This is a genomic window from Legionella massiliensis (assembly GCF_000756815.1).
GTDB lineage: Bacteria > Pseudomonadota > Gammaproteobacteria > Legionellales > Legionellaceae > Tatlockia > Tatlockia massiliensis.
In genome coordinates this window covers 35443-55670 of record NZ_CCVW01000003.1, presented here as the reverse complement: position 1 = coordinate 55670, position 20228 = coordinate 35443, and the positions used below count along the sequence as shown (strand labels likewise).

Genomic DNA, 20228 nt, shown 5'->3' with positions numbered 1-20228 from the left:
GGCTGTTATAAAAACGGAGGCTCACTGAACAAGTCTTCTATTTCTTCCAAATTTACAGGTTTTTTAAGCTCCTGTTGGAAGAATTCTTCTTCATAAGGTTTAAAAAAACTATTCATGTCGAGCACTTCATAGGGTCGATCCGGAGAACTTGTTGGATTTTGGAGATTTGCTACTGCTTCTTTTGGCAAGTACGGTATCAGAGAAGCGGGATCGCTGAATGTATTATTTATCTGCGCTGTGTGAATTTCGCTAGTACCAGAATCAGTGTTTGGAGTCTGTTCGATCGTTTTTATTTGCTCTGGCTGTTTTGTAGCATTGGCTCGGATTTCTTTCCATTTCTCATTTTGAGCCTTCCTGTAGCGAGTTAAATATTGATGCCTGTCACTATCCGTTTTGCAGTCTGCAGGGGATAGGGGATTATTATGTTCTGTCACAGTGCGCTCGAGCGCCTCCTTATATATACCTGGCTGTTGGACATCAAAATTATTTGAGTGTGTTTTGCTGCCTGCTTGGGATAGAAATTCATAGTGTTTTGTCTTAATACTCTCTAATGACTCTGTATGTCGCGAGATGAGGGAATCGTTGTGTATTACTTTAATGAGTCCAAACGGCGGTTCAGTTTTACCCAATAGTTGATAGTCCCTAAGAGCAGAATGCGCGTACAAATTATTTATTGCTGGTTGTCCAGCCTCATTATGTTTTTTTGTTGGCCAATTGGTTGGTAAAGATTCGTCTAATTTTCTTTTCATGGTGAGCTATATTTATTTAATTTACGCAAATATATCGCGATATAATTAAGTGAATATTAAGTTTTATACGTTTTAAGTCGCATTGCTTTGTAGAGGCTCTGTGAAAAACAATAGCATTCGGTTAAGCATATGGGTAAAGAAAATTACAGATCTAATAAGAAGGGCTCTATTAAGAGCCCTTCATCACATAGCAACGTGGAATTATACTACGAAGCTCATGCTTTCTGTTTCCTCTACCAAAGTAGTTGTGGTAGTGGTGGTCTCAGTAGTTGCTGTACGAGCTACGGGATTTTCAGCTGCAAATTGTGTAGCTGCCTGAATGAACTGCTTTTCATCCCTATGTCTTGTTGTCACTAAGAAATCAGGATTAACTGGTCCTGTACCTTGAATTGGTGCATTAAAAGGTACTACATCTCCCCCAGTGTATTTATTTAGTTGCACAGTAACATTTGCAGGAAGCATTTCAGGGTTAGCAGCAAGCGTTTGGTAAGTAAGCTCCAGAATATCATCTCTATCATCATAAAAATGTGTATCTATTTTGCTATCTGGATTCTCATTGGCATTATTGTGCACAGCAGCGTAGATGATATTTGATTTATTTACCGGATAGATTTTAGCAAGAAAATGCCAGTCAAAATCCTCACCATCTACCTTCACAAAATCAAGATTAGATATAGCAGGATCAGCTAAAAATTTTCTAAAAGTAAAACCTATACCTGGAACAATATAAGAGCTTTTCTCGGATTCTGCGGCATCATCCAATAAAATTGGATCCAGTTCATAACCCAAGCCTGTTGCTAGGCCAGACAACATATGTGCAGATCTGGCTGGGAAGTTACCCTCTTCTTTAGATGCGTCTTGTCTATTTGATCCAGAAGCAATAATTCTTCTTTCATAATTACCTTCTGCCATATGTGCAATTAAAGAAAGATTATGTTTTATTATCAAAGCATTATATGCTACGAGTATTGATTTAAAGCGCTCATTCCATGCTGCTTGTTTGGTTTGTGGATCGGGAAATTCACTCATTAAAGCTTGCGCAGCAGCATAAAACGCTGGGTTACTTAAACAACCGTCAATATCAAGTAAATTTAAACGAATTGTATTGCTTGGCATAAAATCTTACCTCTAATAATAAATTAAAAATAAACCTAGTTCTGCCATCCTGTTAATTTTGAATTAGGATAGTGCAGCAACTCGGAATAGTAGGTAGTAGCCAGGTTGACTAAGACAAGTGCTAAACAAAGTCTAAATGTAAATCCCTTTATGTAAGGTAATCACCGTCAATGAAAAGGACTTTCCTGATTTCTTAATTTAAACAACAAGCCTGTTTTTAATTAAATCAGACTCGTATGCTACCTTCCATGTTTCAATGGAAGAAATTAATCATACTACTTCTAATTCTTCATGATTGTTCAATTATGTAGCGGGCAAATTTTAAACAGTTAGTTGCATATAAATCTAATTATTTATATCGATATGTCATATTGGTTATTTAAATATCAATTTATTATTCAATAGGTTATTGTCATTTTGGCTAAGATTTAAAAGATCTTATTACTAACTCCATTTATGCTACATAGAGCGTAAGCCCGCAGCATTTCTGAATAATAAGCCTGATAAAATATAAAACATGGGGGCAGTCCAGATAATTCCTAGACCGAAGGGAATCATTGAAATAGCTAAAATTATTTCCATAAGGATGATAGCGAGAACAATAATTAGGCCCTGCTTGCGCATGATTTGATAGGTCTTAACTAGAGCCACGCTGGCAGAAACACGTTGTGTGATAATAAAAGGTAGAGTGAGACAGAGTAAGGGAAGTGTCAGTAAATACAAAACTAAGGCACTAATAATTCTAAAAAGAATGCTATTAGCACCCGTTATTTCAAAAAAGAATAAGCCACCATTTAGAGCAAACCATAATAAGAAGACAATAAAGATTGGGCCTAAGTTTTGAAAAAACTGGGATGATGCCGTTTTGATAGAAAGGGGCAAGCCAATGGCTCGTCTTAAACCTAAAATGATATTTAGGGCGATTAGAAAAAACATACCGAAGAAAATTAATAACAGGACTAAGCAGATTACAACCATCCCAATGAGCATAGTATTTAGATGAAATGTTATTTTAAATGAATAGGTTATTAAGTATCCAGCTGTAAAAATCAAACCAATAAAATAGAAGAAAGGAAGTAATATTCCGCTAAGGAAAAATATTGATTTAACCCCCGAGACTTTTTGCCAAGCTTCTTTGATTAAATTGCCGATCATTATAGAGTTGTTAAACCCTTTTTCTTTGGACATAAATTTTGTCCCTGTTCAAAAAAGCAGATGGAATATCTAAAGTATAAATAAAAAAACTAGTACAGAATATTTTATTACTCAAAAGATAGGAAATTTCTTTAATGAAATAGCTTGTAAACAAAAGACTAATACCCTTATGCAATATGGTTTAAATTATGCTAACAGCTTAACAATTAACTCTACCCCTTTGTTCTTAATGAGCTTTTTTCTAACTTAATCCTCTACAAAGATATTTAATTATTCTTTTGATAATGATAATTTAAGAAAGTAAGGATACAACCTCAAGTTTTTACTTCTTGAGCTTGCTTCTTTAAATATCGTCTTAATTACTTACGTTAAGGAAAATGAATGAAGACAAAACAAATCTATATCGCCTCATTAGTAACCCTTGCATCAAGTAGTCTTTTTGCTGGGACGATGGGGCCGGTTGCAACTCCCTCATCTTGGTCTCCAGTAGCTACTTTAAGCTTAGGCCCAGCCTGGTATAACAATAATAAGTCGCAAACAGTTGCATTTGATGAAGGAATATCTAAGCGATTCACAGGCGGAAATTCTGATAAAGCTGTGTTTAGCGGCGAAATTTTCTTAGGTATGCAAGGTACGCTGATTGACCAGCTAATAGGTGAATTCGGGGTAGCCTTCGCAGCAAATAGCAAAATGGATTTCTCTGGTAGAGTTTGGGATTTTGATGACTCCCAATTTAGCAACTACAAGTATCGTTATAACGTTCAACATGCCCGTATTGGCTTAAAGGGAAAATTGATTGGCGATTTAGGCTATATGGTTCAACCTTATGTTAGCGCGAGCATTGATGCTGGTTTTAACCGTGCCAAACACTTTACTCTAACAACCCTAATTCCAGAAGCAGTTGCTTTCCCTGGCTTTCAATCTAACAGTACAACAACAGTAGCCTATACACTCGGCGCAGGGATACAAAGAGCACTTACAACCCACTGGCGCGCGGGAGTTGGTTATGAGTTTGCCAGTCTAGGGACTAGTAAATTAGGAATTGCTCCCGGACAGGCTGTTGGATCGGGATTAAAAAGCAAAAACCTGTATACCAACGAACTTCAATTTAGTATCAGTTACGTAGCTTAAGGATTGAGAAGATGATTAAAAATATATCTGTAATGCATCCTATGATGAGTGTTGCTTTACTCAGCATGGGGATAAGTACTGCCTATGCTGTTGCCCCATTCGATATTGCACCTATAACACCTACGCGAGTTGTTGTACCAACCACCGGTACTGTAAGCGTGCAATATACTGTTACCAATCGTGGGCCTGCCAACTGGCTAGCAATGGAAAACATTCCTGGTGTTTCAGTAAACCCTACAGGCATAAATGCTTGTGGCAATCCCTTTTATTTACTTACAGGGCAAAGTTGTACGCTGAATTTACGAGTTAGTAGCTCAGTAGTGCCAACAACCCTGGGCATAGCTCCTAAAGTCTGTCAGACTAAAGCAGATCATAGAACTCCAAGCCAGTTCATGTGTAATACGCCCTTCCCTGCAAATGCCTTGCAAGTTTCAACGGCGCCACTACCGAGCAGACAACTAGTTGCAGTAGGTAGCCTTTATAATGGGCATCAATACCCAACGAGTAACAGTTCAACCACTGCAGGTTTCTCCTGGAGCATGTCTTATCTTTTAGACTTACCAATTAGTCTGGTGAACACCCAAGGTTATCTCAACGCCGTATCCTGCGATAGTACTGGCTTGAAGTGTGTTGCCGTAGGCTCTAATGAATCAGTTCCCTTAAGTTTTTCCCCTCCTGGACTTGGAATAGGTATAACTTATACAACAACTAATGGCGGTGTTGAATGGTCATTATCTGGAACACAACCTACTCCTCCAGCTGGCGCAACAGCGGTAGGCTTATACGCGGTGAATTGCAATTCTAATGGAACGCTTTGTACCGCGGTTGGATTTTACGTAGATGCTGCGCAAAATTACCTTAACCTTGCTTATTATTCGCTCGACGGTGGTAGTACTTGGACCCAATCAACCTTACCGCCTCTTGACCCAGCTATTTATACCTTTAACTCACTTAATAGTGTGTCTTGTGACGCTACGGGAATGAATTGTACAGCTGTAGGTGCTGGCAATAATCTAACTCAAGGCGTTTCATATAGTGTTCACAGTACGGATGGGGGAAAAACCTGGGGATCTGCTTACACAGTGTTGTCTGGGCCAGTTGCACCAGCGGGAACCCTGGCTTCTTCGATTTTCTGTGATGCGGCAACTGGTCTGAAGTGCGCTATGATCTCATCTGTATCAGGTCCTACCACTCAGCAGCTTGTATTTTCAACCCTCTATCCTACTTCCTATACAACAACTGATGGCGGTGCTACTTGGAACGGCCCTGTTAACCTTCTAACGATACCTACTGCCACTAACAATAGTGGTTCTAGCGTTGCTTGCGACAGCACCGTGACACACTGTATTGCGACAGGAGGAGGTAGTTTGCCATCTAAGATTAACCTTCCCCTGGTTTATAGTTCTAATGACGGTGGAAATAGTTGGTCTGCACCAATTATATTAACCGCTCTCGAAGGCTCTACAGGATCTGCTTCAATCGGTAATCTTTCCTGTACCGCCACAGGTCTTCTGTGCACAGGTGTTGGTCGTGCCACTATTAACGGTGTAAGTGTGAACATCGCCTACACTACCTTTGATGGTGGTAAGTCTTGGAGCAGCCCTACTATAGTACCTAACTCGGCTGGAGGAAATGTCATAGATCCAAATGCAGCCTTTGTAGGAGTAAATAGTTTAGCTGGTAGTCAATAGTTTTAGTTTGTTGACTAGAGGTAAGTTTTTCTCTAGTCAACTTTTTTCCCGTTTAAAATAGATCCTAGTATTTTTCTAAATGCAAACGCCAACCATCTCCCTGGCGTTTGCTCTATCTCATGTTACCTCATTTCAAAAAAACAAATTGACTAAATTTAAATCAAAAAGAACTCAATTTTAACTATACTTAAAGAACAATTCCTTTTTTGAACTACTATCATGCTCAGTAGAATTGGCTCTAGATTACCTTTTAAGCGAAAGAAAAAAGCATCTTCTCTTGAAGATGAAAATCAAGAACTAGCGGATAGCCTAATTCCCTTTAGGGAACATTTGGCAGTACATTTAGCTGAAAAAAAATCAACTCTAAGTCTATCAAAAAGCTATAAATCACAGATAGATAAAAAACCCAAGGAGAGGGATGAAAGCTGTAATACAGTGCTTAAAAGCATTCCCAAAGGCCTTGATTCAGGAAACTTACTCTTTGTTGGAAACAATAATTTCAATATGAAAGTAAACACGAAAAATGCAGCAGTTACAGTACAAGGAATGCCTATAGACCAAACCCAGATCGATGCTATTGGGCGATTAAGCAGAGCAGGTACCGCAAGTTTTCTACCAGTCACTTATGGTCAGGCTCTATTCGTCAAAGCAAATAATCCCAAATTCACAGCGGCATGCACGAAGAATCAAGCTCTTAACCCAGGCACAACCAGGGATTCTTATCAAAACAGCATAGTGGTTAGTTGTATTGAACAATTCCCTATGAGTTTTAATGAGAAAGTAAAGCTCCCACAACATTCGGACAGTATCTATACTGAAACAGCTGACATAGCAGAACAACTTTCTACTATGCTAACAACCTTAAGCCAAGAGAATATCGTTTGGACTGATATAAAACCAGGAAATCTGCTCGCAAGGGACGATGGAAGCTTAGCGGTAGCTGATTTTAAGGGGTTGGTAGATATTAATACGGTATTTTTACAACAATCAGGTGACAAAGTAGCCTGTAATTGGAATGCAAACACCACTACTGGATTTCTCTCTTCAGAAGGTTTCAACAACCGACTATTTAGCTTTAAACCTGATGAAAAAAGTACCAAGGATATCGGTAGTCAAGTTCGTGAATATTTTTTTAATGAATGGCAAAAGGAATACAGTTATCAAGTGGGCATATTACTTTATGTTTCTCTCACAGGTAAAGCTGATGAGGACTTGCTAGCTACAGGTAGGATGGATTTAAATTATGATTTGCCGGTGTTCAAAACACCGCAGGGACAAGAGTATCAAAGGGTCTTGGAAGCCCTAACCCATAAAGATCCAGATCAGCGTATAAGCCATAATAAAGCAGCCGCTCTCTTACAACAAATTGCAAGTGAACCCGCTTTATCAAGCGAGGCTGAATCAGAGTGCTCCGTATCATTGATGATGACAAAGATGGATGCCAATCCTAAGAAAGTAGTTAAAAAGATTGAAGCAAAAGAAGAAAAAGTGTTAAAAACTGATGCAGTTAAGAAAACTGAAATTCCGTCAGCCCCTGAGGTTATTGAAACAGAAGAAAAGTCACAAGAACAAAGTGTAAAAATGAAATAGAAGGAAAATCTAATGCAAAAGAAAATTGAGCAGTTAAAAAATTCGATAGAAAGCTGGCCAGCTAGCTGGACGAATTTGTTAGAATTTTTTAAGACAGAATTTAGCGGCGTTACAGGAGATGGAAATTTCTGGAAAGCCTTAGTTAATTCAACTCTAAGTGCAAAAGAGCTGGAAAGCGAAGAGGCGTATAAAGCCTTTTTCCACAAATACTGGACTCATATGCGGCCTGAGATTCTGAGAAGTAACTATAGCTTTATTACTGCAGCTGAATACGGCTTAGACGTCCTAATTGCCAATCAATTGAATGGATTAAACCCAGAACAGTGTGCAGCTCTGCTTGCTAGTACCACTGCTAATAAGGATACCGCTCTGCACTACGCTGTCAGAAATGGAGAACTACTCACCACAACGGTGCTTATTGAGCATGGCTCCAATATTAACGCCCGCGGTTTTATGGGAGCAACGCCTTTACATATTGCAGCCGATGGTGGTTTTACCTCCATTGTGGATCTTTTACTTAGCAAAGATGCCAATTACGACCTTAAACGCAGTGATGGCTTGAAAGCTATTCATATTGCAGCAGCCTATGGATATCCAATGATAGTAGAGCAAATAGTCAAAAAGGATAGAAGTCAACTCAATACACAAAGTGGTAAGACTACTACCCCCTTTTATGAAGCTGCATCTAGTAATCAACTCGAGGTAATGAAAAAGTTAATTGACTTAGGTACACCCAATGTCAACTTTATTAATCCTCAAAATAAAACCTCCGCGATGCATTATGCCGCACACCATGGTAATTTCGAAATGGTTCTTTTGCTATCAACTCATGGGGCAAAGGTAGAGCTAGCCGATCAAAATGAGTTGACTCCCCTTCATCATGCCGTATCGAACACAAAACCTTCAAGTGAAGTAATCGCCCACCTTCTTGAAAATGGTGCTGATGTCAATGCAGGTGATCCTCCCCCACTCTATGTATTGTCGTCTACAATAGATGAAGATACAGTTACTCCCGAGGCTCAAGCAGCAGCCAAATTACTACTTCAAAATGGTGCACAAATTAATAGCGCAACTTATGGCGAGGCTTTCTTTGATAGTTATGAAGAGAGGAGTGCAAATGTTCCTTCAGGGGGGTTGTAAGTAATTAGTAAGAGGTCTCCCCCTTCCGTCATCCTGAGTGTAGCTAAGGATCTCATGAATGAGGCATTGTGCTAGTCCCGGAGATCCTTCGCTACGCTCAGGATGACGGGCTATGTTAGGGTCACTGCCATTAAGTAAGGACGATACATTAGAACCGTTCGGGCTGAGGAGGCCTTTAGGCCGTCTCGAAGCCTTGCACTCTGTGACGCTTCGAGACCTGTGCTTACACACACGCCCCTCAAAGAACGGTGTCTGAAGGATAGATGAGGGATCGTGCTAGAGCCGCCTCTCATCCAGTCATTGCGAGGAACGTAGTGACAAAGCAATCTAAGGTTCAGAGCCCAGAACTATGGATTGCTTCACCTTTATCCAGGCAACAATGCCTGGGAATGGAGAAGGCAGTTTCTGCCCTCAGATATTACATTCTGAGCGTAGACTGAGTTTGATTTTCAAGCGCAGTATTAATCAGATTTTCCATTTCTGCATTTTTATGCTTTATTGCCCATGAAAGAGGGGTATTTTTTCTCATATCATGAACATCAGGAGCTGCGTCATGTTTTAACAGAAGCGCCACCATTTGAGTACCATTACAGTTTGCTGCTTCAAGAAGCGGGCAATTTCCCGACTCAGAAAATTCATTCACATCGTCGCCTTCTGCAATAAAAACTCTGGCAGTGGCAATCTGACCTATTTCAACAGCTTTAAGTAATCTCATTATGTTAATTTCCATTTTTATCACCGAATGCGTATTATAAGGGATTAAAATCTTTTCATTAAGATCATTTATTAAACAAAAAAAACAACTCCGATTAAGATTAAAAACTCAGAATATTTTGTTCCCCTGGCTTCGCATCACCATCAATCAGTGACTGCAACTGTCCTTTCATAGACTGACTAGGTTTGACTATAAATGAGTCTCTACCTAGGAGCCCCCTCTTTTCTCAGGTTCAACAACATCACTGTAATTTGGTGTTGTATTATATTTATCCTGTAATATCTCATAGTTCTCTTGGAGATGATTACTCATATCAGCAACATTAGGGTTTTGAGCAAAGCTTTTTACAGCGGTTACTATCGCCTCTGACATTCTTTCTACCTGGGCTTCTCGTTCTGCAGTTATTGGTCTTACAGCTGCAAGGGCATTTAGTGTATTGATAAACTCTTTAACATGTGGATCTTCATAAAATTTGTCTTTAACTGGCGCTGCGACTAGTATTTTTACGTCGAGAGCAACACGCTTTACCATCGCATCAACTTCAACCCTATTAAATTTATCGTTGGCTGGTGGTTGATATATTTTCAATGCTATTTTTTCTTGTATAGATGGGTCTATGCCTGTCAATGCCTCTTGTACAGCTGGTTGCATTTTTAATCTATCGCTGAACACTTTGTTCGTAGCCACATTGAGCACAACTTATTCAAACTGTGCTATATTATTATCTTTTAGGATATCTGTACCCATAGCATCAATAGCTGCTGAAATTGTAGCTTTGTCTCTAACATCAACTGTATAGGGATCTCCTAAAGCATCTAACTTTCCCTTAACCTTGGTATATATGGATTCTTTCATAGCAGCAAGTTTGCTTTCCAGCTCTATTTTTCTCTCTGCTAAAAGATCCTTGCTAGCTGCTACTAAACTTAATTTATTATCGCCAAAGCCAACACCATTAGGGATAAAATTAGCCAAGACTATCAGATCTTCAGGGCTAACTTTTGCGTCAATGTTTGGAGACCTAATGATTTCTAGAAAAGCGGGATCGTTTTTAAGCACTTTAAATAAATTTGTGCAAATTTCTCTACCGCCTTCCGTGTCAGGAATTGTTCTTAACAGTGATCCACTCTTCGTTTTTACAACATCGCCAACATAGCTCTTAATGGCTTTATCATCGAAATCGGTATCAGAAATAGCTAACAGTTTTTCTCTGTCTTCTGGGGGTAATTTAGGGGTAGCGTATTTTTTAATCAAGTATGAAAAGGCCTGGAAATCCATGCGGGTTGTTTCACCGCTTTCAGCGGTAACATCAACTTTTACATCTTTTAGATCTGCACAGTAGTCAACCTTACCATCACCTTGGCTCCATGACATATTAATTGCAGTGATAATATGCTTGGTCATTTGGAAGGTTGGATTGTTAATATCAACAGGATAGTAGCCCCATAGGAATTATCTAAAGAACAGGTTTTAAGAATAAGGGAAATAACCTAAATATAATTAAACACCGTTAATCCCTGAATTTTGGCAAAACTTTGCTGGGCTGCTTGTAGATAGACTTGTTGCAGGTTTAGTCTTACTGCTGCCTCAGCCAAATCAACATCCTCAAGAGTTGATAAAGTTTCCTGGCTAATTTCGATAACATCACCATTGATCTGATCTGCTACATCCAATTGATTTAAGCGAGCACCAAGTTGCGCGCGAAAATTAAGGATATTATTCAAAGCACTATCAAGCTGTTCCATGAGTTGGTTATTTTCAGTTTGCACGAGGGCCTTATCTCTGGCTGTTGAGAAGGACTGAGTCAAATTGGCAACAATACGCATTGCTGTTGAAAAAATCGATTCGTTTTGCGTGGGGTTAATTGCAAAGCTGTCACCTGGTTGTGGTGTTCCAGTGATAGTTAATTGAATGCCATTAAAATTGATTGCGGCACCAGCCTGGTACAGTGGGGCATCATTAGGGAGTCCAGTAGGTGGAATGACAGGGCCAGTAGCCAGTCCATTCACCATAACCACTAATTGATTAGAGCTATTTAATGCAAAACTAAGGGTATAGTCATCTTTAACATAGGCAGCAGCATTGACAACAGACCCTGTATCCGCCACAGCCGAACCACTGTTGATTGTTGCTGTTGGGCCGACGGTGAAGGTGCCATTGCCATTAGGAATACGCATAAAAATATCGCTGCCATTATCATTGACTGGTAGTTGTAAACCGCTGCTAATCAACTGAAAGCGCTGGGTCTGATCGCCATTATAGATATATTGCCCGGCATTCATGGTAAAGGGTTGGGTCGTGGTTTTACTACCGCTAAATAAATAATAACCATTACTATCCGTAGTATTTCCCAAATCAACTAGCTGCCCGAGTATATTTTGGGCTTCTTCTGACATGGCCGTACGATCAGTTTCCGATAAGGCGGTATTTCCAGCCTGTACCTGTAGTTCTCGTAAACGTTGCAAAACATTGATCACATTCGCTAAAACACTTTCTTCAAAACTTAATTCACCAACTGCAGCATCGCGATTTTTCTGCAAATTCTCAGTGTCACTAATTCGCCGCTTCATCATGTCAATTTGCGCGGCAGCAATAGGATCGTCTGAAGGCGACTGAATTTTCTTTTGTGAAGAAAGCTGCTGTTGCAATTTCAAGGTTTTAATTTGTTGCGTTAGCATCCCATTTAAACCTTGGAGAAAAATTTGATTTGTTGAAATTCGCATCTATCACCCCATTGCAGCAAATAAAGCATCCATGATCTGATTTGAAACAGACATTACCCTGCTTGCAGCCTGATAAGCCTGTTGAAAGCGCAACAAATTGCTCGCTTCCTCATCCAAATTCACCCCACTTTTAGATTCCCGATAATCGACAGCCTGTTGATAAAGAATATCAGCAGCATCACTACGTGTTTTAGCTTGATAGGTCACCCCACCAACTCCAGTAATCAAATCTGAGTATTTATCAAAGATACTCTCTGTGCTCCCATCAAAAATCTGAGACTGCTGTAGAGCGGCCAGCTTTAATCCATTGCGGTTATCCCCATATCCACCCGTGTTATAGGAAGCGGTAAAACTATCACCAGTATTTGGGATGCCCGATAAGATAACTGAATAGGAAGGATTCACTGAATCAGGAATCATTATCGTATTATCCGTATTAGGTACAAAGGGAAAAGGTCCTGTTGTTGTCGAATCGGTGACATTCACTAAGTTGTACTGGGTCGGAGAAATAAATTGAATGCTGTATTCTTTGTTTATCGGAGTACCAGTATTGAAGATATCGCCCAAGCTTATACGCCCCTCCCCTGTATTGGATAAAGGAGTTGTTAACCTCACCGGCGATGCAAAGGCAAGCTCGCGGGGATCTTGAATACTGAGCTTCAAGTCCCTAGCAGCACCACGAGTAGGGCTTATCATATAGCGATCATCATTGGCAAGATTGGCGATATTATCTACGGTAATCGTCATACCATCGAGAACTAGCTGCCCTGCCGGTGGTGTTGGTGGAGATGAACTCCAATTCAAGGTGGTTGACTGCCCATCGGATTGGCGTATCAGCCTAACCTGATTGGTTGAGGTATCAGTGACAATTAACTCATAATCACTGATCTGGGTTTGACTGATATTGGAAATAGCTACCGATAAAACACCGGTCCCCGTATTGCCGCTTTCGGGAATTGACCGTGATAATTGCAAATTGCCTTGGTTATAATCATTGAAAAAATTCTTACCAATCTGACTATTCATATCCATACCCAGGGTATGCTGGCGATTGAATTCATCAGCCAACCCTATAGCCATTTGTCCTAAGATCTGTGAAGCCGTCCCAAGCACAGAGTCTTCAAATTCAAGCAAGCCACCCAGCATGCCCGAATGTAAATTATTAGTCAGATCAATTTTTCCTAGTCCATTAACAAGGTAAATTTCGGTGCCAACTTGTGGCGAGGTATTAGGGTTAACCCCTAACAGCCTATACTCAGACCCCATAACCAGCATTTGCCCATTACCTATGGCAACGCTGATGCCGGTATCACCTTGATCGACAACCGTAACATTCGTATATTTTGACAATTCGCGTAACAAGTCATCACGCATATCTAATAGCTCAGGGGCACCTGGTGCGCCTGTTAACTGCTTATTCACTTCAGCAAGACTTGCACTAATATCATTGATTTGAGCAACAGCTTCACTAATTTGCGCACTATTATTCCGTTGATACTCATCCAAACGCAGCTGCAAGGAATTAAATTGATCAACAAGTAATTGGCTCTGTTGCAGCATTAAGCTGCGTGAAGCCAAGCTATCAGGTGCCTCATTTAATTGTCCCAGCGCATTAAAAAATGTTTGTAGATTGGTGGAAACGCTTGTTCCCTTTTCTGAGAGTAGCTTATCAATTTGCAGGGCTTGCTGATAAAAGGTGTCGTATTGTGATTTTGTTGTGAGGGCTTCTCTAACCTGGCTATCAGCAAAGCGATCATCGTGTCGTCTAACCGCAGAAATGTTGACCCCGCCTCCAATAAATGAACCGGCATATCGTTGTGAGGGTAAGGGGGAAAATTGCGCAGTTTGGCGTGTGTAGGCCTTATTACTGGAATTCGCAATGTTATTACCTGTTACCGCCAAAGCGCGTTGAAAAGCATTAAGACTTGATGATGCAATATTTAAAAGCCCCGCCATGCCCTTACTCCTTTAATATAAGTCAATTTCCATATTTCGTTTTATGCAATGGTTTCCCGCCTTCGCGGGAATGACAATACCGTAGCCTGGATGCAGCGAAGCGGAATCCGGGAGCAGTGGTACGACTTCCCGGATTCCGCTTCGCTGCATCCAGGCTACATGTCTTAAATCTTCTTCAAGTCGGAAAAACCGAAAAACCATTACGCTCTAATGCCTGTTGCAATTCATCACCATGATAAATTGACAAAATTTTTGAAGCGTATTGCGGATCCGTTGCATAGCCAGCGCGATGCAATTCATCAATATAACGTTCGGGATTCGCTGTGTTTGCCAAGGCATCGCCATAGCGTTCGTTGTTCTTGATTAGGGATACATAGTCATTGAAGCTACTTTCAATTGAGGGATATTTCTTAAAAGAGGCATTGACCTTAATCGCATTATTAGCAATATATTCTGTTGTTTTAACCTGCACTGAGTCACCTTCTGCAGCTGCAGTTGATTTGATATTGAATAAATTATTTGAGCTGGAGCCATCTGCATCTTTGCTAACATAGTGTCCCCAGCCTGTTTCAAGTGCAGCTTGCGCAAGCAGGACTTTGGGATCCAAACCTAAGAGACTAGCTGCCTGTTGTGCGTAAGGCCAGGCTGATTTAACAAAATCATCAACATTTGCACTATCAGCCTTAGACGGCGCTGGCTCTTGCCTAGGCGCTATTCGTGAAGCAAGTAATGACTGCTCCACTGCCTTTTTGTTCGTCACGGTTGAATCAGTTGCTCCAGCCTCTTCTGCTTTTGCCAATTGTTTAGTTAGCATAGCAGCCAAACCAATACCCTTCCCTTTAGCAATTTTTTCAGCATATTGGGCGTCTAACATTTCCCGAAAGGTGTCTTCAGTTTGCGATTTGAAGGGGCTCGAATCATCGAGAAAATGTTGGCCCATACGCATGCTTTTGAGCATGGACTGCAGAAAAATTGCTTCAAATTGCTTGGAAACCTCAGGCAAGGCCTTATTCGGATCGCGCTGCGCCTTTACCCTCAAATCCTGCAAACTCTGGAAATCACTGACGGCTACTCCTTCAATTGCCATAAACTCACCCTGCTAAATAACTCCCTATTCACAGAAAGTCTGTATTTGGCGCATCTTGCGAGAAAAACCGCAAAAAAACTACTCACATAGACAGCTATGCTGCGCATTTTTTTGCGGTTTTTCTCACAACCTGCGCTCAAATCCATACTTTCACCAAGATTCAAATACTCCCCCTGAACGGGTATTAAATAATAATTATCGTTGCATTCAACGCACCTGCTTGCTTTAAGGCCTCAAGGATGGCAACCAAATCGCCTGGCGTAGCACCAACTGCGTTAATTGCTCTCACAATATCTTTTAAAGAAGGCCCAGGAGCAAATAAGAAGGTACGATTACCTCGTTGCTCTACACTAATTTGTGAATCAGGAACTACAACTGTTCGGCCTCGAGCAAAGGGATTAGGCTGGCTAACTTGGGGATTTTCGCTAATCGATACCACCAAATTCCCATGTGACACTGCTGCGGGTTTAACATGCACTAGCTGTCCCATAACAATTGTTCCAGTCCTTGGGTTGATAATGATTTTAGCCTCAGCTTCGCCCGGTGTAAATTGGATATTCTCTAGAACTGATACGTATTCAACCCGGCTCGACATCAATTTCGGCGCTGTTACTTCAATGGAAGCAGCATCAACTGCCCGCGCTGTACCTGGTCCCATCATTTCATTAATGGCATCAACCATTTGTTTTGCTGTTGTAAAATCCGGGCTATGCAAATTGTAAGTAAGGGATCTTGAAACATAAAAGGGATTGGGAATATCAGCTTCCACTGTCGCACCATTGGGAATACGCCCACCGCTAGGAACGTTCACTGTCACGCTTGAGCCATCTTGACCAGACACCGCAAGCGCATCAACTATCAGATTACCCTGAGACATTGCATAGACACGTCCATCAGCTCCTTTTAAAGGAGTGAGCAGCAAGGTTCCACCTCTAAGACTCTTAGAATCACCAATGGACGAGACATTAACATCCATAGTCTGGCCTTTTTTCATAAAGGAACTTAAATAGGCAGTCACCATTACAGCCGCTACGTTTTTTGAATTCAACTTAGCACCAGGAGGCACATTCACCCCCATTTGAACCAACATATTGGCAAAACTCTCTTCGGTAAAGCGTGTACCCGTTCGATCTCCTGTACCGTCAAGTCCCACAACTAAGCCATAACCAACCAACTGGTTGACACGCACCCCAGCGAGAGTCGCCAAATCTTTAATGCGTTCCGCGCACAGTGATGAGGTCAAAGTGCTACAGAGAAAGAATAGAAATGCCAGATAAATTTTATGCATTAACTCATCCTGTTATAGAGGCTAGGTTGGGAACAATGGACCCCAAACAAATCGCGAGAACCAGCCTTGAGCATTCATATTATTCAGCTGTCCTACCCCGCCGTAAGCGATTCTTGCGTTAGCAATGCGATCAGAGCTAACTGAATTATCTGGTCGGATATCTTGCGGCCTGATAATCCCTGAAAGCCTTATATACTCATCACCCTGATTGATTTTCACCCATTTCTCACCCTGAATTAGCATGTTGCCATTAGCAAGCACCTTAGAAACGGTCACTGAGATGCTACCTGCCAATTTATTATTTTGAATTTCCTGTCCGCCGCTATCAAGCTGACGCTGCGCATTTAAATTGAAATCCATACTGTAACCACCAGCAACACTTATTGGTTTACCAAATACTGTCGAGTTAACAATTGTTGCTGTATCGTTTTTCTGTCCACGCATGGTTGCTTTCTTTTGTGCATCTGTTTTCTCGATTAAAAAAACCGTCACCAAATCACCAGGATGCCTCGCTCGTGGCGTTTCAAACAGCGGCAAAGCCGTTTCTGGATTATAAATTGCGCCATTCACATGACGAATTTGTTTGGGATCAGGGGTTGCCGGATAGGTCGGCGCATACTCCGAACGAGTTCCCGGGTATGGGGGATTTAACGTGTCACAGCCAGCAATAACTGACAAAACAAAAATCCCCAATAAAGAACGAAAAATAATCATTGACTTACCCGATTACATGGTTTGATTCAAATACTGCAGCATATTATCTACAGTTTGGATACCCTTAGCATTGATTTCATAACTGCGTTGAGCTTGGATCATATTTACTAATTCCTCGACAACATTCACATTAGATGCTTCCAATGAGCCCTGCATAAGGGTACCAAGCCCTGAGTTTCCAGGATTGTCCAGTTGTGCCGCACCACTGGCCACAGTAGGTAAAAAGAGATTTTGTCCCATTGGCTGCAAACCTGCTGGATTGATGAAATCACTCAGCTGAATACTACCCAGTTGCGTGGGCGTAGTACTACCGGCAACCAATACAGAAACAGTACCATCCTGGCCAATTGTGACATTCAAAGCCTGTTGAGGAATATTAATTGGCGGTTGAATAACAAAGCCATTCGCAGTGACAAGTTGTCCTTGTTGGCTGATCTGAAAGGTACCATCCCGTGTATAAGCCTGGGTACCATCTGGTAATAGAACTTGAAAAAAACCCTTTCCCATAATTGCCACATCAAAGGGATTTTGGGTATTTAAAGTGTTACCTTCTGTGAATATTTTTTGCGTCGCAACAAGATGAACACCGCTACCCATATTAATACCAGTAGGGATTTCAGTAGTTTGTGTTGACTGCGCTCCTGCCTGACTAAAATTTTGATAAATCAAATCCTCAAATACTGCCCGGCCTTTCTTAAAACCAGTAGTATTGACGTTCGCCAAATTGTTGGCGATGGTCGCGATATGTTGATCTTGTGCGTCAAGTCCTGTCTTTGAGACCCATAAGGCTGGTTCCATAACCTTTCCCTGTTCTTATTGAAAATTAGAAATCATAACTGCAAAAGCTGTGCCAATTTCTGCGCATTGCTGTCAGCAGTTCCCATTATCTTCATTTTTGTATTAAATTCCTGGCCTGTATTGATGATACCTACCATCTGTTCGACAGGATTGACATTTGATCCTTCGATAGCCCCCTTCACTAGCACCAGATTAGCATCAGCAGGCGCAATGCCTCCCTTTGCCAATTTCATTAGGCCATCAGGGCCCTTAACCACCTCTTGTGGCTTTAAACGAACCATTTTTATGCGATCGATTACAGCAACCTCACCAGGGGGGCCCTCAAGAGGCACTATCGATATTGTTCCATCTGTACCAATCTCAACCCTTTGGGCAGGGGGAATAGATATAGGCCCGCCGTCGCCTAAGACGGGTTGTTTCGATGCATTCACCAGCATGCCATTCTCGGTAATATGTAATTCTCCAGCCCTGGTATATGCCTCTTTGCCCTTTGAATCATTTACAGCAAACCAACCATTTCCTTGAATAGCCACATCAAGATCTCTACCGGTTGTCATCAATGGGCCATCAGAGAAGTCATTGCCATTTTGCTGCTGTACAGCCAGGGCCTCGCCTGACAATACAGAGCCATTAATATATAAAGACTGCGCTGCAAACATATCTGCTTTAAATCCGGTTGTATTGATATTCGCCATATTATTCGCGGTAATTTGCTGGCGATAAAAATCAACTCGCGAACCATTCATTGAGTTATATAAAACTGGATCCATTCCTGCCTCCTATTGCTTACACTTCCATTAAGTTAAGGGTTTTTATAACCGTTCGCGCTGAGGTCTGTGCGCAAGCACACGTCTCGAAGCGTCACAGTCAGCAAGGCTTCGAGACGGCCTAAAAGCCTCCTCAGCCCGAACGGTTTTGATGTTGCGCCCTTAACTTAATGGTAGTGCCTATTGCTTAATCCCCTTCTCCTCACTATCCGAATTCCCGCGGCTTGACCGCGGGAATTCGGATAGTGAGGAGAAGGATTAATCTTAAGTAATATTAATAATCGTCTGAGTTATTGTGTCACCCGCCCTGATTGTTTGTGCATTGGCCTGAAAATAGCGCTGCGCAGTAATCAGGTTCACTAACTCCCCGGTGAGATCGACATTGGAATCTTCAAGAGCTCCCGATTGAACTAAACCAAGACTTGCAGTTCCAGGATTGCCAATCAAAGCTTGGCCTGAAGCAGAAGTTTCTGCCCAGCTTGTATTACCAATAGGCTGCAAACCATTTAAATTAGTGAAATTGGCTAATTGGATTTGCCCTAATTTCTGCGATTGGCCATTGGTATATCGGCCAAACAAAATACCGTCCTGGTCAATATCCACACTGTTCAACTGTCCTGTGGTATAGCCATCTTGTGTATTCGATTGCACAGCAAAGGGACTGCCAAATTGCGTACTCTCCGATAGGTCAACAGTAAAGTTGAGCGGATTAGCACCATTAGTCAGGTTCATTGTTAAGGGAATCAGTTTATTGGCTAAAGGAGTATTGGTGACATCGGAAACCCCAACAAAGCTGCCATCACTACTAAAATTTGCACGGAATAAATTTGCTGAGTTTGTGGCGCCAACATTCGCTGGGACGTTTTGATTATCCAGTTGAAAGGCAACATACCATTGGTTTTCAGTATTAGCTGGTGATGAGGCATTGGGAGAGCCTGCAGCTGCAGTACCATCAGCATGTATAAAATACATTGAAAGCACATGTGAGTTACCCAAGCTATCGTAAATTGTAGAAGAGGTCACGTTGTTATAGGTGTCAGAGGCAGGTGTTGCACCACCTGTCCAAGCAACAGTTGGTGGTGTTGAGTTAGCATATAAATTCAATCCTGCAGTTATTGAGGTAGTAGTTTTAGGACTGATATTTCCTGTTTGCAGTTGCAAATCGCCAGCAATGCTACCGATATTACCATTTTGGTCTGCTAGCAGCCCCTGCAATCTTTGCTGCACATTGTTAACAATAAACCCCTTGTTATCAATGCCAAAGGCTCCTGCCCGGGTGTATACCGGCGAACCATTATCATGCAATATAAAAAAGCCAGAGCCGTTTATAGCCATATCAAGGCTGTTATTCGTAAAACTAAGATTGCCTTGGCCAAAGGTTTGCTGGATTCCTGCTACGCTAACCCCATCTCCAATTGAGTTACTGCCGTTATAAAAGCTGTTTGCATAGACATCAGCAAACAGGGCTCTTGAGCCTTTAAAGCCCGTTGTTGATGAGTTAGCAATATTGTTACCAACCACAGCTAAATCACTCGATGCCGCTTTAAGCCCGCTTAGTCCTGTACCAAAGATCATAGTGCCTCCTGCATGGATAATATTTTAACGTCAGTT

The 20228-nt window shown here is 41.4% G+C and carries 18 protein-coding genes; 4 read left to right on the top strand and 14 right to left on the bottom strand.

The genetic code is table 11. The features are described from left to right. Positions 1-5 precede the first annotated feature (5 nt). From BN1094_RS11900 to BN1094_RS11890, 3 genes are all read right to left on the bottom strand, one after another. A complete protein-coding gene (locus tag BN1094_RS11900; protein WP_043874693.1) occupies positions 6-749 on the bottom strand; it encodes a hypothetical protein in 744 nt (247 codons plus the stop codon). A 201-nt stretch (positions 750-950) separates the two neighbouring features. Continuing rightward, on the bottom strand, positions 951-1865 hold the full coding sequence (locus BN1094_RS11895) for a hypothetical protein (RefSeq protein ID WP_043874692.1): 915 nt from the start codon (positions 1863-1865) through the stop codon (positions 951-953). A 459-nt stretch (positions 1866-2324) separates the two neighbouring features. Beyond that, positions 2325-3053: a hypothetical protein gene (locus tag BN1094_RS11890; RefSeq protein WP_043874691.1), complete on the bottom strand. Its 729-nt coding sequence runs from the start codon at positions 3051-3053 to the stop codon at positions 2325-2327. A gap of 348 nt (positions 3054-3401) precedes the next feature. On the opposite strand from BN1094_RS11890, the gene BN1094_RS11885 reads away from it, so the two are divergent. From BN1094_RS11885 to BN1094_RS11870, 4 genes are all read left to right on the top strand, one after another. Next, on the top strand, positions 3402-4151 hold the full coding sequence (locus tag BN1094_RS11885) for an outer membrane protein (protein ID WP_043874690.1): 750 nt from the start codon (positions 3402-3404) through the stop codon (positions 4149-4151). 11 nt (positions 4152-4162) lie between these two features. Continuing rightward, entirely contained in the window at positions 4163-5842 is a 1680-nt protein-coding gene (locus BN1094_RS11880; protein ID WP_043874689.1) for a sialidase family protein, read from the top strand. A 219-nt stretch (positions 5843-6061) separates the two neighbouring features. Beyond that, positions 6062-7432: a protein kinase family protein gene (locus BN1094_RS11875; protein WP_043874688.1), complete on the top strand. Its 1371-nt coding sequence runs from the start codon at positions 6062-6064 to the stop codon at positions 7430-7432. A 12-nt stretch (positions 7433-7444) separates the two neighbouring features. Next, the gene (locus tag BN1094_RS11870) at positions 7445-8572 is read left to right on the top strand and encodes an ankyrin repeat domain-containing protein (protein ID WP_043874687.1); all 1128 of its coding nucleotides are present in this window, start codon (positions 7445-7447) and stop codon (positions 8570-8572) included. A gap of 418 nt (positions 8573-8990) precedes the next feature. On the opposite strand, the gene BN1094_RS11865 is transcribed toward BN1094_RS11870, so the two are convergent. The 11 genes from BN1094_RS11865 to flgE all read right to left on the bottom strand — a co-directional run bounded on the left by BN1094_RS11865 (position 8991) and on the right by flgE (position 20192). Continuing rightward, the gene (locus BN1094_RS11865) at positions 8991-9287 is read right to left on the bottom strand and encodes an ankyrin repeat domain-containing protein (protein ID WP_245614321.1); all 297 of its coding nucleotides are present in this window, start codon (positions 9285-9287) and stop codon (positions 8991-8993) included. A 207-nt stretch (positions 9288-9494) separates the two neighbouring features. Then, positions 9495-9938: a hypothetical protein gene (locus BN1094_RS18900; RefSeq protein WP_052403271.1), complete on the bottom strand. Its 444-nt coding sequence runs from the start codon at positions 9936-9938 to the stop codon at positions 9495-9497. A gap of 48 nt (positions 9939-9986) precedes the next feature. Beyond that, positions 9987-10688: a hypothetical protein gene (locus BN1094_RS18895; RefSeq protein ID WP_141650470.1), complete on the bottom strand. Its 702-nt coding sequence runs from the start codon at positions 10686-10688 to the stop codon at positions 9987-9989. An 86-nt stretch (positions 10689-10774) separates the two neighbouring features. Next, positions 10775-12007: a flagellar hook-associated protein FlgL gene (gene flgL, locus BN1094_RS11855; RefSeq protein ID WP_043874685.1), complete on the bottom strand. Its 1233-nt coding sequence runs from the start codon at positions 12005-12007 to the stop codon at positions 10775-10777. Between the two features lie 3 nt (positions 12008-12010). Continuing rightward, complete coding sequence (gene flgK, locus BN1094_RS11850) at positions 12011-13963, bottom strand: flagellar hook-associated protein FlgK (protein ID WP_043874684.1); 1953 nt, start codon at positions 13961-13963, stop codon at positions 12011-12013. Between the two features lie 175 nt (positions 13964-14138). Beyond that, positions 14139-15050, bottom strand: a complete 912-nt coding sequence (gene flgJ / locus BN1094_RS11845) for a flagellar assembly peptidoglycan hydrolase FlgJ (RefSeq protein ID WP_043874683.1) — start codon at positions 15048-15050, stop codon at positions 14139-14141. 184 nt (positions 15051-15234) lie between these two features. Next, complete coding sequence (locus BN1094_RS11840; protein ID WP_043874682.1) at positions 15235-16338, bottom strand: flagellar basal body P-ring protein FlgI; 1104 nt, start codon at positions 16336-16338, stop codon at positions 15235-15237. A gap of 21 nt (positions 16339-16359) precedes the next feature. Further along, a complete protein-coding gene (locus BN1094_RS11835) occupies positions 16360-17052 on the bottom strand; it encodes a flagellar basal body L-ring protein FlgH (RefSeq protein ID WP_043874681.1) in 693 nt (230 codons plus the stop codon). A gap of 12 nt (positions 17053-17064) precedes the next feature. Continuing rightward, entirely contained in the window at positions 17065-17850 is a 786-nt protein-coding gene (gene flgG / locus BN1094_RS11830) for a flagellar basal-body rod protein FlgG (protein WP_043874680.1), read from the bottom strand. Positions 17851-17882: 32 nt separating this feature from the next. After that, the gene (locus BN1094_RS11825; protein WP_043874679.1) at positions 17883-18620 is read right to left on the bottom strand and encodes a flagellar basal body rod protein FlgF; all 738 of its coding nucleotides are present in this window, start codon (positions 18618-18620) and stop codon (positions 17883-17885) included. Positions 18621-18881: 261 nt separating this feature from the next. Further along, the gene (gene flgE / locus BN1094_RS11820) at positions 18882-20192 is read right to left on the bottom strand and encodes a flagellar hook protein FlgE (RefSeq protein WP_043874678.1); all 1311 of its coding nucleotides are present in this window, start codon (positions 20190-20192) and stop codon (positions 18882-18884) included. Positions 20193-20228 lie beyond the last annotated feature (36 nt).

Bases quoted from the DNA above. Each gene is read 5' to 3' on its own strand.
- BN1094_RS11890 (WP_043874691.1), bottom strand. From the start codon at position 3,053: ATGTCCAAAGAAAAAGGGTTTAACAACTCTATAATGATCGGCAATTTA.
- flgJ (WP_043874683.1), bottom strand. From the start codon at position 15,050: ATGGCAATTGAAGGAGTAGCCGTCAGTGATTTCCAGAGTTTGCAGGAT.
- BN1094_RS18900 (WP_052403271.1), bottom strand. From the start codon at position 9,938: ATGCAACCAGCTGTACAAGAGGCATTGACAGGCATAGACCCATCTATA.
- BN1094_RS11900 (WP_043874693.1), bottom strand. From the start codon at position 749: ATGAAAAGAAAATTAGACGAATCTTTACCAACCAATTGGCCAACAAAA.
- flgK (WP_043874684.1), bottom strand. From the start codon at position 13,963: ATGGCGGGGCTTTTAAATATTGCATCATCAAGTCTTAATGCTTTTCAA.
- BN1094_RS11835 (WP_043874681.1), bottom strand. From the start codon at position 17,052: ATGATTATTTTTCGTTCTTTATTGGGGATTTTTGTTTTGTCAGTTATT.
- BN1094_RS11875 (WP_043874688.1), top strand. From the start codon at position 6,062: ATGCTCAGTAGAATTGGCTCTAGATTACCTTTTAAGCGAAAGAAAAAA.
- BN1094_RS11840 (WP_043874682.1), bottom strand. From the start codon at position 16,338: ATGCATAAAATTTATCTGGCATTTCTATTCTTTCTCTGTAGCACTTTG.
- BN1094_RS18895 (WP_141650470.1), bottom strand. From the start codon at position 10,688: ATGACCAAGCATATTATCACTGCAATTAATATGTCATGGAGCCAAGGT.
- BN1094_RS11880 (WP_043874689.1), top strand. From the start codon at position 4,163: ATGATTAAAAATATATCTGTAATGCATCCTATGATGAGTGTTGCTTTA.
- BN1094_RS11865 (WP_245614321.1), bottom strand. From the start codon at position 9,287: ATGAGATTACTTAAAGCTGTTGAAATAGGTCAGATTGCCACTGCCAGA.
- flgL (WP_043874685.1), bottom strand. From the start codon at position 12,007: ATGCGAATTTCAACAAATCAAATTTTTCTCCAAGGTTTAAATGGGATG.
- flgG (WP_043874680.1), bottom strand. From the start codon at position 17,850: ATGGAACCAGCCTTATGGGTCTCAAAGACAGGACTTGACGCACAAGAT.
- BN1094_RS11870 (WP_043874687.1), top strand. From the start codon at position 7,445: ATGCAAAAGAAAATTGAGCAGTTAAAAAATTCGATAGAAAGCTGGCCA.
- flgE (WP_043874678.1), bottom strand. From the start codon at position 20,192: ATGATCTTTGGTACAGGACTAAGCGGGCTTAAAGCGGCATCGAGTGAT.
- BN1094_RS11825 (WP_043874679.1), bottom strand. From the start codon at position 18,620: ATGGATCCAGTTTTATATAACTCAATGAATGGTTCGCGAGTTGATTTT.
- BN1094_RS11895 (WP_043874692.1), bottom strand. From the start codon at position 1,865: ATGCCAAGCAATACAATTCGTTTAAATTTACTTGATATTGACGGTTGT.
- BN1094_RS11885 (WP_043874690.1), top strand. From the start codon at position 3,402: ATGAAGACAAAACAAATCTATATCGCCTCATTAGTAACCCTTGCATCA.